We start from the raw sequence: 12,237 nt of genomic DNA, 5'->3' as shown, positions 1-12,237 counted from the left end.
ACAATGGAAAGCGCGCCATTATACGGAGCTTGGCACGACGACCGCCACATTACTCAATGTTCTGAACCTGCTCGCGCATCTGTTCGATCAGAACCTTGAGATCCACCGCCGCCCGGGTAACGCTGGCATCAATGGATTTGCTGCTGAGGGTATTGGCTTCCCGGTTCAGCTCCTGCATCAGGAAATCCAGCCGACGACCAATGGCGTCGTCACCGGACAGGGTGTCAGTAACCTCTTTGATATGGGCATCAAGGCGATCCAGCTCCTCGGCAACGTCCGACTTCTGCGCCATCATCACCATTTCCTGACTGAGGCGGTCCGGATCCAGCTCAACCCGAGCATGTTCAAAACGCTCCCGCAGGTGACGTTCCTGCTGCGCCAACAAGTCCGGCATCTTGCCACGAACATCCGCCACCAGACCCGCCATCGTTCCCAGCCGCTCGTCAAACAGGGGGCGCAGTCGCTCGCCTTCCCGCTCCCGGACGGAAACCAGCTCGGTCAAGGCGCGCCCGAACACTTCCAGGGCGGCTTCTCGCACCGGAGAGAAGTCCTGCTCAGGGGTTTCCAGCACACCCGGCCAACGCATAATATCCAACGCATTGATATGGGCAGGATTATCCAGGACCCGGTTAATGTGATTGGCGGCATCGTTGAGCGCGGCCACCAGCTGATGGTTAATGTCAAAGCGCTCACTGGTCACGTCGACGGCCTGCAGTCGCAGGGAAACATCAACCTTGCCCCGTTTCAATCGTGCCCGCATCAGTTCACGGAAACGGTTTTCCAGCTCCCGGAGCGACTCCGGCAGGCGGAAAGCCGGTTCAAGGTAGCGGTGGTTTACCGTCCGGATCTCGCACGTCACAGTTCCCCATTCCCCCTGGGCGTCCTGTCTGGAAAACGCGGTCATACTTCTGATCATGGCGACTCCGGTTATTTGGCTGGCTTGATAGGTAATCCCTGTAGTCTAGCAGGCAGCTCTACCCTACCGCATCCCACCTACCGCGAGCGAACCACCAGCGTGGTATACTGCCGCTCTTTTACCGATCCAATCATCAGGAGCCGGGCCCCCGTTCGACTCCCCGTAACACGTCAGGACTAACTATGCGCCCTAGCGGAAGAACCCCGGAACAGCCGAGAGATATCCGTATCACCCGCCATTACACCCGTCACGCCGAAGGCTCTGTCCTGGTTGAATTTGGCGACACCAAAGTCATCTGCACGGCGTCTGTTGAAAACAAGGTGCCCCCCTTCCTACGCGGTGAAGGCAAAGGCTGGATCACCGCGGAGTACGGCATGCTCCCCCGCTCCACTGGCAGCAGGATGGGCCGGGAAGCGGCTCGCGGCAAGCAGGGCGGTCGCACAGTGGAAATCCAGCGACTGATCGGTCGCTCGTTGCGGGCTGCAGTGGATCTGGCGGCACTTGGCGAGCACACTATCACCATCGACTGCGACGTTATCCAGGCTGACGGTGGCACTCGCACAGCCGCCATCACCGGCGGCTGTGTCGCCCTGGTCGACGCCCTGAACTACCTCGTCAAAGCAGGACGCCTGAAGAAATCACCACTGAAGCAGATGGTGGCTGCACTGTCCGTGGGCGTCTACAAGGGCACCCCGGTGACCGACTTGGACTACCCGGAAGACTCTGAAGCAGAAACCGACATGAACGTCATCATGACTGACCAGGGTGGCTTCATTGAAATCCAGGGAACGGCAGAAGGCGCGCCCTTTGCCCAGGAGGAGCTGGACAGCATGCTGACGCTTGCCCGTCAGGGCATTGAAACGCTGTTTGACATTCAGAAAGCCGCTCTGCAGGAGTAAGCGCGGCGAACAACATGAGAAGGGGCGATCGAATGATCGCCCCGGCACGACCAGATCCAGTTTAGAAACCGATCTCGATGTCGTAATCCATCACCAGCGGGGCATGATCGGAGAAGCGGGTGGTGGAATCAATCCAGCCATCCAGGATGGTCTTGCGAATACCCGGCGTCAGCAGCTGGTAATCAATGCGGATACCCGCATTGCGGCGCCAGCCCTCTGCCCACTCCGGCCAGCACGTAAACTGATTGCTCTGCTTATTGATCTCACGGAACGCATCAACACTGCCCATTTCATCGAACAAACGGTCCAGCCAGGCCCGTTCATGTGGCAGGAAGCCCGACACATCCAGTTTATGATAGCGCGAGCTGGCATCGGTGACGTGATGGGCCGTCTGCAGGTTGGCACAGAAGATAAACTGCCGCCGCTTACGCAGCGTTTTCTGCATGTGCTGCCCAAAGGCCTCCATGAAGGCGTCTTTATGATCCAGTGCGGTCAGGTCGTCTTCACCAATCGGCTCATCTTCCTTGCCAAGCGCTGAGGGTGCCAGCACACAGGCAACACTCACCTTGTCAAAATCCGCCTGAATGAATCGCCCTTCCCGATCGGCCTGCTCATTGGCGAACCCATACATGATGGCTTTGGGAAAGTGCCGGGTGTAGATACCCACGCCACCGTCCTCGTTCCTCTCGCCATCAATAAAGTAAGCCTCGTAGCCCTCTGGAATGAGGTTGCGATCTTCGATCTCGTAGGCACGCATGCGATGGTCCTGAACGCAAACGACGTCTGCATCTTGCTCGACCAGCCACTCAAAAAAGCCTTTTTCAACTGCCTGTTCGAGGCCGTTGACGCTAATTGATACTACGCGCATACATGTTCCCTGATTCGGTTTGTGTGTATGATACCGGTTTTACACGCCATTTAAAGAACCGCCGCGCCAGAAGCCCTGCCATGCACGACTACCAGCAAGAATTCATTGACTTCGCCATTAGCCGAAACGTACTGCGCTTCGGTGAATTTACCCTAAAGTCCGGCCGGATCAGCCCGTACTTTTTTAATGCCGGCCTGTTCAATACCGGCGACGATTTGCTCCAGCTCAGCCGTGCTTACGCAGCTGCGCTCCAGCGCAGCCAACTGGATTATGACATCATATTCGGCCCCGCCTATAAGGGCATCCCGTTGGCGACCGCAACAGCCATGGCCCTGGCCGCAGAGGGAGATAACCGTCCCTTTGCCTTTAACCGCAAAGAAAAGAAGGACCACGGTGAAGGCGGCAATATTGTCGGCTCCGCGCTCACCGGCAAGGTCCTGATTGTTGACGACGTCATCACCGCCGGGACCGCCATCCGCGAATCCATTGACCTTATCCACGCCGCAGGCGCTACACCCGCTGGCGTGCTGATTGCACTCGACCGCCAGGAACGGGGCAACGGCGAGCTCTCCGCCATCCAGGAGGTTGAGCAGGAGTTTGGCATCCCGGTTGTCAGCATCATCCAGCTCGACCAGGTACTGGACTATCTCAAGGCCCGACCAGACTTTTCGGTGCACGCAGACAACGTTGCACAGTATCGCCAGAGCTACGGAATCTGAGCACTACACCGACTCAGGCTTGACGCTCGAAACGGTGCCGACCAATTTCAGGCACCGTTCATGGAACCTTATCGGTTGTCTGGTATGCTTTCGGAATCAACAAAACCAAGAAACCGGAGACGCTCTTCCGAATGAAGCAACGCAGCATAAGAGCCCTGACATCCGTTTTAGCCGCCGTTCTGCTGCTGGCATCCGTGACTGCAGATGCCCGCATGTATCGTTACCGGGACGACAGCGGTCGACTGGTCATCAGCAATACCGTCCCTCAACAGGCCAGCCAGCGCGGTTATGAAATCCTCAACAGCCAGGGTCGAGTCATCGAGGTCGTTGAACCCGCACCCACACCCGACGAAATTGCAGCCCGGGAAGAAGCCGAAGCGCAGCAACGTCAGACGGCCCTGCAACTTGAGCAGGATCGCGCACTTCTTAAGCGCTACAGCGGCCCTGAAGACGCCGTAAACGCCATGAACCGAAAAATCCAGGAGCTGGAGACCCTGTCCCAGCTGAAGCGCGGAAACATTGCCGTTATCGCAAGTCAACTGGACAACGAACGGGCCCGGGCCGCGGACTTTGAGCGCTCAGGCCGGGACATCCCTGAAGCCACGCTGCAAAAAATCACCCGTCTCCAGAATCAGATTGATGATATCGAGCGGGAGATCGCGGTACAGAACGCCGATATCGAGGCTCTTCGGAACAGTTTCATTGAGGATATCCGCCGCCTGGAAGAAATCACTGGCGAGCAAAGCTCACTCTTGGACCCACAAGCGGAACCTGAAACCGCCACCCCCTAGGCAGCCGCTGAACTGTCCCGGAACCAAAAAAGCCGCCCAAGGCGGCTTTCTTAGTTCCGACCAACCGCAATCAAGCAGTGGTTGAAGCCTTGGCTGCCGGCTTTCTGGCCGCAGGCTTCTTGGCTGCCGGCTTCTTGCTGGCAACCGCTGCCTTCACGTCCTCAGCCACTTCAGCTACTTCTTCAGCAACGTCTTCCGCCGCGTCAGCAACCGCCTCGGCAGTTTCTGCAGCTTCCTTCTCGATGCGTGCAACCAGCTCAGCAGCAAAGTTGCCAAACCGGCTGTTCAGGCCGCGCAGCTGCTCGAACAGGGTCTCGCTGTAACCGTCATAACGCTCACGCAGGGCCTTGACGCTGTACTCACGCACTTCAGTTTCAAGCTTCTCAGCGTACTCGAATGGCTTAGACGCCAGCTTCTTCTGCTGCTCTTCAGCAGCGTTGATGCCTTTGGCGACGATGTCCTGGAGTTGTTCCTGGTAAGTCTTCAATTTGCCCATCGATACTCTCCTTGCTTCATAGTCCCTGATTTCAACGCGAGTCACGAGAACAGGGTTATAGTTGCGGTGATTGCTCACCCATTGGCCATCTAGAAAGGAGAGTAAGTCTTAAAATTAGAATGTTCATACTAAACCGGGAGTTGCCAGCGCCGCCTTTCAGCATCAGGGAATTTACCAATTGTTCACTTGATGATAACGCCTGAATTCGCATAATCAGGCCCTTTAGAGAAGCTCGCTGGCCTGACTCCCCGCATTATTCCGGCCTCACCCTTACAAGAACGCCAGGCCTTCCAGCAGGTCGACCGAGAGCCGAACATGCCAGATACGCGCCCCAATTGGCCAGCCAAGCTGCCCACCAGTCTCATCAGCCTTGCCATCGCAACCGCCCTGCTATTCTTGACCGGCTGCAAGCAAAGCGGCGAAGACAGCTACAGCTCTTCAGCCCAGGCCGCCCCCTTGGTTGCGGAAAAACGGGAGGCCTCTGCGCTTAGCGCCTTTCGGAGCACCTTCGGAGATAGCAGCCAGGCCGGTAGTCAGGAGGTGACCTCAGCGCCGTCGAGCGGCAGCAGCCTGCCAACCGACAGCAGTGACACCACCGTCACACCGCCGTCATCCTATCAGCCTGAGCGCCCAACCTTGTCCTGGTCGCCACCATTAACCCGGGAAAACGGCGACTCGCTGTACATGAGCGAAATCACGGGATACCGGGTACGCTTCCGCATGCGTCACCAGAGCAGCTTTCAGTCAATGGAGATGAACGGGGCTGACAACACCACATTGCCCCTGGATTTCTTCGAACCGGGCGCTTATGAGTTTTCGGTGAGCGTGGTGGACAGCCAGGGGCTGGAGAGCCAACCCTCTGACCTTATTGCGGTAGATTTGATCTAGCCGTCACCTTACCAGCGGAAGATCACCCAGCTCGGAATACGGGTTCGGGACTCACGTGTGCGCTCCCACCCGCCACTGTCTGCCGGCACCAGGTAGTAGGCAGGCCCCACTGATGGCACCACTTTGATCTCTACGATTTCTCCGTTAACCCGGTACTCGTAGATCACTTCGTCCTCATCACCGCGAATGATTACCTGTGGTTCAGTCAGGTCTGGCTGATACTCAGGCACTACAACGGGCTCGGCAGGCGCTTCGACGCCGGTAGGCAGCTCTGCGTCCTGGGCCATCACAGCCATTGAAAAAACTGCCAGCGTCACTGCGGTCAGACGGGGGAATCGCATAGTTTTCATGGTACTCTCTTGGCCTTACTTGGTCTTTCGTACTCTGACTTGTTCTTTGCGCTTGACGTAACGCACCTGATGCGACCGACAAAGAGCAACCTTGGCCTGGCCAGCCCCGGATCACACCACCCAGCCGCCCGAGCGAGGCATGGAACAAGCGGGTTGGAGAGATCCCGTTCAGCAATCCTGGCAATGCCAAGTCTAGGGTTACACAAGGTCACTAACGCTTCAATCAGATTCCGGATTTGTCTTGATATGAGTCAGCAGCAGACCCCACCGGTGGTACTTGTCGATGGTTCCTCCTACCTGTTCCGGGCATTTCACGCCCTACCCCCGCTGGTTAACAGCAAAGGCCACCCAACGGGGGCCATCAAGGGTGTAATCAGTATGATCCGGCGGCTGGACCAGGACTTTCCTGGCTCGCGGATTGTGGTGGTATTCGATGCCAAAGGTAAGACGTTCCGCCACGACCTTTATCCAGACTACAAAGCCAACCGCCCCCCCATGCCGGACGACCTCCGGGTCCAGATCGAACCCATTCATGACATTATCCGTGCCATGGGTCTCCCGCTGTTGATCGTGCCTGACGTGGAAGCGGACGACGTGATCGGCACCCTGGCCCACGAAGCCACCGACAAGGGCATAGAGGTCGTAATAAGTACCGGTGACAAGGACATGGCCCAGCTGGTCAGCGACCACGTCACGCTGATTAACACCATGACTGAAACCCGAATGGACCGGGACGGTGTGGTCGCCAAGTTTGGTGTCACACCGGAGCAGATCATCGATTACCTGACTCTGGTTGGAGACTCGGTGGACAACATCCCGGGCGTCAACAAATGTGGCCCCAAGACCGCCGTTAAGTGGCTCCAGGCCTACCAAACCCTGGAAGGGCTCACGGACAAGGCCGACGAAATCAAAGGCAAAATCGGAGAATACCTCCGAGAGGCACTCCCCCAACTGCCGCTCAGCCAGCAACTCGCCACCATCAAGACCGACGTCGACCTGGAATTTGGCCTCGAGAATCTCGATCATGGACCTCAGGACAACGACCAGCTGCTCGAGCTATTCACCGAATACGAATTCAAGGGCTGGGTTTCAGAACTCTCATCCAGCGCCAGTGACCAGCAGAACAACAGCGCTGACAACAAAGAGGGGCAAGCCGAGCCCGCCACCAAGAACTACCAGACCATCACCACTCCGGAGCAGTTCGATGACTGGCTGGCGCGTCTGAAAGAAGCCCCTCTGTTTGCCTTTGATACCGAGACCACCAGTCTCAACTACAGCCAGGCCGAGGTCGTTGGCGTCTCCTTTGCGGTAACGCCCGGAGAAGCCGCCTACGTACCCCTGGCCCATGATTACATGGGAGCACCGGATCAACTCGACCGGGAAGACACCCTGGCGAAGCTGAAGCCGTTGCTCGAAGACCCGACCCAGGCGAAGGTCGGCCAGAACCTCAAGTACGACAAGAACGTACTGGCCAACCACGGTATCACCCTGAATGGCATTGCCGAAGACACCATGCTGGAGTCGTACGTGCTCAACTCTGTGGGTTCCCGGCACGACATGGATTCGCTGGCGCTCAAGTATCTCGGCATCAGCACCATCCATTTTGAAGACATTGCCGGAAAAGGCGCCAAGCAGCTCACGTTCAATCAGATTGAACTTGAGAAAGCCGCACCCTATGCCGCAGAAGATGCTGACATCACCCTGCAACTCCACCAGGCACTTCGCCCAAAGCTGGCCGAAACCGGCCGCCTTCGGGAAGTTTACGAAGCCATCGACCTGCCTCTGGTACCGGTTCTGTCCCGCATGGAGCAGCGCGGGGCACTGGTTGATGCCAGCCTGCTGAAGACCCAAAGTCAGGAACTGGCTGAGCGCATGGCGGAACTGGAGCAGGAAGCCTACGGCGTCGCCGGGGAGCAGTTCAACCTCGGTTCCCCCAAACAGCTGCAAACCATTTTTTACGAAAAGATGGGGCTGCCGGTCATCAAAAAGACCCCCAAGGGCGCTCCGTCAACCGCGGAGCCGGTATTGCAGGAGCTGGCCCATGAGCATGAGCTGCCACGACTGATTCTGGAACACCGCAGTCTGAGCAAACTCAAGTCGACCTACACTGACAGCCTGCCTGGCATGATCAGCCCCCGCACCGGGCGCATACATACCTCCTATCACCAGGCGGTCGCGGCCACCGGACGACTGTCATCTACCGAGCCCAACCTGCAGAACATCCCCATCCGGACGCCCCAGGGCCGGAGGATACGCCAAGCATTCATCGCGCCAACCGGCTACAAGCTGATGGCGGCGGATTACTCCCAGATCGAACTTCGCATTATGGCCCACCTGTCCGGAGACGAGGGTCTGTTGAATGCATTCGCCCATGGCGAAGATATTCACAAAGCCACCGCCTCGGAAGTGTTTGGCGTCGCCCTGGATGAGGTCAGCGCGGATCAACGACGGAGCGCCAAGGCCATCAACTTCGGCCTGATCTACGGCATGTCGGCCTTTGGCCTGTCGCGGCAATTGGATGTTGAGCGCAAGGTTGCCCAGCAATACATCGACCGTTATTTCGAGCGTTACCCTGGCGTCCTGCGTTACATGGACTCAATCCGGGCCCAAGCCCATGAAGACGGCTTCGTCGAGACCCTGTTTGGCCGGCGTCTGTATCTGCCGGAGATCAATGCCCGCAACAAGCAAATGCAGCAGGCAGCGGAACGCACCGCCATCAACGCGCCCATGCAAGGCACAGCCGCCGACATCATCAAGCGGGCTATGTTGTCCGTTGAGAGCTGGCTTACTGAAAGCCACCCGGACACCGCCCGGATGATCATGCAGGTTCACGATGAACTGATTCTTGAAGTCGAAAGCTCGTCGGTAGACGTCATTCGTGAGGGCCTGGTCAGCAGAATGTCGGCGGCCGCCGAGCTTTCTGTTCCCCTGCTGGTGGAAGCGGGCGTTGGCGACAACTGGGACGAAGCCCACTGAGTCGGCCAAAGTATCCGGTTGATTTTGGTGCAAAATCCGTGAGCGCAGCCCGTTCTGGGGCAGCGCTCACGGCCCTTCCCGGCTTTAAACGATGGTATTTTGCCGTCAGATCAGCATTTTTTGCGTCAAACACACGAACGGCACGATATTCGCTTTGCTTCAGGCATTGGAGCGGGATATGACTCACAGCCCCGCTTGCTCGTTATTACCCATGCCCTGAAGGACCGCGAGAATGATCTCAACGACCCCCGAACAAAACTGGCTGTTCGACCCGAGCCTGCTAAAGCTGGTTCATCAGTGTCGCCGTCTTATTCACGCAGAGTTTGGCATCAAGCTTCACCTCACCGACCGTCACCTTGAACAGCAACTGGCCAACTACGCCGAGAAAAGCCGCTCAAGCCAACTGGCCAGAGTCTGGCACACACTGAAGCCACAGATTCCCGGCCACCACGAGATAACCAGCAAGAAGGAAAGCACCCAGGAAGGACAGGTCAGCCGACGGGTTTACCGTGGCCAGGTGATCGAGGAAGAAAGCCGCCCGGCATCCCGGTCTGTCCACTCAGAAGCAGGGGTAGACGCTATCGCGGCCGCAAAACGTAAGGTCATCTACCGTGGCCAGGTCATCGGCTGACCTGACCACGGGTCTGGCAAATCAGAGCGATTTGCTGACCTGAACCCCTACACTCCAGGCGTCGAGGTCATAAGTGCCGACAAAACGAGCGGGGTTGCCAACAGGCTCATCGTCGACGGTGCGTTCGATTTCATCCACTTTGGATTTGTCGAACAACAGCATTCCGGCCGCAACATCCACAGTCCAACCGCTCTGGGCATCAGCGTACTGGGTTCCAAGGCTCAACCACTCACGGTCGTCGGAGGGAATCCGAGCGGTGCGGAAGGCATCAGGTACCGGAGACTGGTCAATAGCATAGCCCGCTTTCAGGGCCCACGCTGGCGAAACCTGCCAAATCGCCCCAACGTTGAACTGCCAGGTATCTTCCCAGTTTTCGGAGACATGGCCAACATAGCCATCAGCGCCGTACTTGGGACCGCCTGCTGCAGAGATCGCGCCGTTGTCTTCCCGGCTGATCACGTCGAGTGCGACAAAGCGGCTCCATTTTGCCCAGGTCGCACCACCCAGCAGGGTCACCGTGTCGGTCAGACGGTGCCGGGCACCAAAGGTGATGCTCTCAGGGATTTCCAAGGGCACAGTTACCTTTTCCGACACATCGGCTATGCCAACGGCCAAACCACCGGCGGTCATCGAGACCTGGGGCATATTCGTCAGTGTCGCGTCGCCTTCGAGCTTCAGCTCCGTGCCGGTCTGGGCACTCAGTCCCAGCTGCGTCCGGTCATTCACTTCCCACAGCATGCCGAAGGTGAAGGTGGCTGCCAGGTCGTCGCCCTGGATATCTACGTAACCTTCTTCCAACGCCGGACCGTTACCGCCCAGAGCAGCATTCAATTGGGCTTCCGTTTCACTGTAGTCCTGGAATTTGCTCAGGCGGCCTTCGGCGTACATCAGGTTGATGCCAAAACCCAGAGAAAAGCCGTTACCGTCGTTGAGAGCAATGGAGGGGCTAAGCGCGATGGCGGTGAGCTCGGTCTTATCCGCGAAGTAACGACCGATAAAGTCGTTGTTGTAGTCGGCTTTCAGACCATAGGGCGCGTGGATACCAAAACCCACATCCATCCAGTCGTTCACTTCGTGGGTCAGATAGACATTTGGCAGAACCGCCAGGGGAACAAAGTCACCGCCGTTGCCACCGTTGACTGGCCGCCCCAGTGAGTCGGTCGCGGTGCCGGTGGCGCCGTCCAGCTCGGCTTTGATATCCAGCACGGCGGCACCAAAGGAAATATTGGTGCCGGACAGCTGACTCATACCCGCCGGGTTGAAAAAGACCGTTGTGGCATTCTCTGGGTTCGCTGCCGTACCGGCGTTGGCAACCCCCATGGCACTGGCGCTTTGCTCATTCAGCGAAAAACCACCGGCCAATACAACAGCCGGCGCAGACGCCAGGGCACCGGAAACAACGTAACGTGCAAACTTGTGCATAACTCCCCCTTATTTTTAATGCGGCGGAGTATACGCAGGCGGCACTATTGGCCTCAAATGCCAAAACTACTGGTTCGGACTGCGAACCAACTACAACTAAAGTCTAATCCGGCGTTCAGTCGTCCTGAATCGACAGCTTGTCCACAGTGGATGACAGCTGATCGGCCGTATGGGCATCGGTACCCAGTTTGATCATCAGTCGCAGGTCATTCGCGGAATCGGCGTAGGCCAGCGCGTCCTCGTAGGTGGTCAAGCCATCCGAGTACAGCCGGTACAAGGCCTGATCGAACGTCTGCATACCAATTTCAGTGGATTTCGCCATCAACTCCTTCAGCTTGTGGACTTCCCCCTTGCGGATCAAGTCGGAGACCAGCGGAGTATTGATCAGCACTTCGATGGCCGCACGCCGTCCCTTGCCATCCGGCGTTGGGATCAGCTGCTGGGCAACAATGGCCTTGAGGTTCAGCGACAGGTCCATCCAGGTCTGATTGTGCTGATCCGGATTAAAGAACTGGATAATCCGGTCCAGCGCCTGGTTGGCGTTGTTGGCGTGCAGGGTCGCCAGACAGAGGTGACCGGTTTCAGCGAACTGAACCGCATATTCCATGGTCTGTTTGGTCCGAATCTCACCGATCAGGATAACGTCCGGCGCCTGACGCAGGGTATTCTTGAGCGCTACTTCAAAGCTCTCGGTATCAATGCCCACCTCACGCTGGGTAACGATACAGCCCTGGTGCTGGTGAACAAATTCGATCGGATCTTCAATGGAGATAATGTGGCCACGGCTGTTGCGGTTACGGTGCCCCAGCATCGCCGCCAGCGACGTTGACTTACCGGTTCCGGTGGCGCCCACAAAGATAATCAGCCCGCGCTTGGTCATCGCGAGGTCTTTGATGATCTCCGGCAGGAACAGCTCATCGATCTGGGGGATTTTCACTTCGATCCGCCGCAAGACCATGCCACAGAGGTTGCGCTGGAAGAACGCACTGACCCGGAAACGGCCAATGCCACGGGCGCTGATGGCAAAGTTACACTCGTGGGTTTCCTCGAACTCAGCCTGCTGCTTGTCGTTCATCGACCCGTAGACCAGCTCCCGGGTCTGTTCAGGCGTCAGCGCGCTCTTGGTCACCGGCAGCACCTTGCCATTGACCTTCATGCTGGGGGGCACACCCGCCGTAATGAACAGGTCAGAACCGCCTTTTTCCACCATCAATCGAAGTAACTTTTCAAATTCCATCGTGCGTACCTGTGATAGCCACCACAGCCGGCCGCAGCCGGCCT

At 57.6% G+C, this 12,237-nt stretch carries 12 protein-coding genes; 6 read left to right on the top strand and 6 right to left on the bottom strand.

Features of this window, described 5'->3' with window-relative positions:
* Window positions 1–49: 49 nt before the first annotated feature.
* Window positions 50–916, bottom strand: coding sequence for a YicC/YloC family endoribonuclease (locus tag BMZ67_RS05215; RefSeq protein ID WP_092020807.1), 867 nt, complete (start codon window positions 914–916; stop codon window positions 50–52).
* Window positions 917–1,098: 182 nt separating this feature from the next.
* On the opposite strand from BMZ67_RS05215, the gene rph reads away from it, so the two are divergent.
* Window positions 1,099–1,815, top strand: coding sequence for a ribonuclease PH (gene rph, locus BMZ67_RS05210; RefSeq protein WP_092020806.1), 717 nt, complete (start codon window positions 1,099–1,101; stop codon window positions 1,813–1,815).
* 61 nt (window positions 1,816–1,876) lie between these two features.
* Here rph and BMZ67_RS05205 read toward each other — a convergent pair whose 3' ends face one another.
* Window positions 1,877–2,683 (bottom strand): exodeoxyribonuclease III, encoded by an 807-nt coding sequence (locus tag BMZ67_RS05205; RefSeq protein ID WP_092020805.1) that lies wholly within the window; start codon window positions 2,681–2,683, stop codon window positions 1,877–1,879.
* An 80-nt stretch (window positions 2,684–2,763) separates the two neighbouring features.
* Here BMZ67_RS05205 and pyrE point away from each other — a divergent pair, with 80 nt between their 5' ends.
* Both pyrE and BMZ67_RS05195 read left to right on the top strand, forming a co-directional pair.
* Window positions 2,764–3,402 (top strand): orotate phosphoribosyltransferase, encoded by a 639-nt coding sequence (pyrE, locus tag BMZ67_RS05200; RefSeq protein WP_092020804.1) that lies wholly within the window; start codon window positions 2,764–2,766, stop codon window positions 3,400–3,402.
* Window positions 3,403–3,533: 131 nt separating this feature from the next.
* Complete coding sequence (locus BMZ67_RS05195; RefSeq protein WP_092020803.1) at window positions 3,534–4,193, top strand: DUF4124 domain-containing protein; 660 nt, start codon at window positions 3,534–3,536, stop codon at window positions 4,191–4,193.
* A gap of 70 nt (window positions 4,194–4,263) precedes the next feature.
* Here the strand turns inward: BMZ67_RS05195 and BMZ67_RS05190 are convergent, their stop codons facing one another.
* The gene (locus tag BMZ67_RS05190; RefSeq protein ID WP_092020802.1) at window positions 4,264–4,689 is read right to left on the bottom strand and encodes a hypothetical protein; all 426 of its coding nucleotides are present in this window, start codon (window positions 4,687–4,689) and stop codon (window positions 4,264–4,266) included.
* Window positions 4,690–5,004: 315 nt separating this feature from the next.
* Here BMZ67_RS05190 and BMZ67_RS05185 point away from each other — a divergent pair, with 315 nt between their 5' ends.
* Window positions 5,005–5,577: a fibronectin type III domain-containing protein gene (locus BMZ67_RS05185; protein WP_092020801.1), complete on the top strand. Its 573-nt coding sequence runs from the start codon at window positions 5,005–5,007 to the stop codon at window positions 5,575–5,577.
* Window positions 5,578–5,585: 8 nt separating this feature from the next.
* On the opposite strand, the gene BMZ67_RS05180 is transcribed toward BMZ67_RS05185, so the two are convergent.
* Window positions 5,586–5,927, bottom strand: a complete 342-nt coding sequence (locus tag BMZ67_RS05180) for a DUF2782 domain-containing protein (RefSeq protein ID WP_092020800.1) — start codon at window positions 5,925–5,927, stop codon at window positions 5,586–5,588.
* 246 nt (window positions 5,928–6,173) lie between these two features.
* Between BMZ67_RS05180 and polA the strand changes: the two genes are divergently transcribed.
* Both polA and BMZ67_RS05170 read left to right on the top strand, forming a co-directional pair.
* Window positions 6,174–8,903 carry a DNA polymerase I gene (gene polA, locus BMZ67_RS05175; RefSeq protein WP_092020799.1) on the top strand — a complete coding sequence of 910 codons (2,730 nt, stop codon included), beginning with the start codon at window positions 6,174–6,176 and terminating at the stop codon, window positions 8,901–8,903.
* A gap of 232 nt (window positions 8,904–9,135) precedes the next feature.
* Window positions 9,136–9,534 carry a hypothetical protein gene (locus BMZ67_RS05170; RefSeq protein ID WP_092020798.1) on the top strand — a complete coding sequence of 133 codons (399 nt, stop codon included), beginning with the start codon at window positions 9,136–9,138 and terminating at the stop codon, window positions 9,532–9,534.
* A 21-nt stretch (window positions 9,535–9,555) separates the two neighbouring features.
* Here the strand turns inward: BMZ67_RS05170 and BMZ67_RS05165 are convergent, their stop codons facing one another.
* Window positions 9,556–10,956 (bottom strand): OmpP1/FadL family transporter, encoded by a 1,401-nt coding sequence (locus BMZ67_RS05165; protein ID WP_092020797.1) that lies wholly within the window; start codon window positions 10,954–10,956, stop codon window positions 9,556–9,558.
* A gap of 115 nt (window positions 10,957–11,071) precedes the next feature.
* Entirely contained in the window at window positions 11,072–12,193 is a 1,122-nt protein-coding gene (locus BMZ67_RS05160) for a PilT/PilU family type 4a pilus ATPase (RefSeq protein ID WP_092020796.1), read from the bottom strand.
* Between the last annotated feature and the right edge of the window lie 44 nt (window positions 12,194–12,237).

This window comes from Marinobacter zhejiangensis (assembly GCF_900114775.1).
GTDB classification, from domain to species: Bacteria; Pseudomonadota; Gammaproteobacteria; order Pseudomonadales; family Oleiphilaceae; genus Marinobacter; species Marinobacter zhejiangensis.
The sequence above is the reverse complement of the archived record's forward strand: the minus strand, read 5'-3'. Positions and strand labels throughout refer to the sequence as shown.

Coding starts and splice junctions, on each gene's coding strand:
- BMZ67_RS05215 (WP_092020807.1), bottom strand. CDS start 916: ATGATCAGAAGTATGACCGCGTTTTCCAGACAGGACGCCCAGGGGGAA.
- rph (WP_092020806.1), top strand. CDS start 1,099: ATGCGCCCTAGCGGAAGAACCCCGGAACAGCCGAGAGATATCCGTATC.
- BMZ67_RS05205 (WP_092020805.1), bottom strand. CDS start 2,683: ATGCGCGTAGTATCAATTAGCGTCAACGGCCTCGAACAGGCAGTTGAA.
- pyrE (WP_092020804.1), top strand. CDS start 2,764: ATGCACGACTACCAGCAAGAATTCATTGACTTCGCCATTAGCCGAAAC.
- BMZ67_RS05195 (WP_092020803.1), top strand. CDS start 3,534: ATGAAGCAACGCAGCATAAGAGCCCTGACATCCGTTTTAGCCGCCGTT.
- BMZ67_RS05190 (WP_092020802.1), bottom strand. CDS start 4,689: ATGGGCAAATTGAAGACTTACCAGGAACAACTCCAGGACATCGTCGCC.
- BMZ67_RS05185 (WP_092020801.1), top strand. CDS start 5,005: ATGCCAGATACGCGCCCCAATTGGCCAGCCAAGCTGCCCACCAGTCTC.
- BMZ67_RS05180 (WP_092020800.1), bottom strand. CDS start 5,927: ATGAAAACTATGCGATTCCCCCGTCTGACCGCAGTGACGCTGGCAGTT.
- polA (WP_092020799.1), top strand. CDS start 6,174: ATGAGTCAGCAGCAGACCCCACCGGTGGTACTTGTCGATGGTTCCTCC.
- BMZ67_RS05170 (WP_092020798.1), top strand. CDS start 9,136: ATGATCTCAACGACCCCCGAACAAAACTGGCTGTTCGACCCGAGCCTG.
- BMZ67_RS05165 (WP_092020797.1), bottom strand. CDS start 10,956: ATGCACAAGTTTGCACGTTACGTTGTTTCCGGTGCCCTGGCGTCTGCG.
- BMZ67_RS05160 (WP_092020796.1), bottom strand. CDS start 12,193: ATGGAATTTGAAAAGTTACTTCGATTGATGGTGGAAAAAGGCGGTTCT.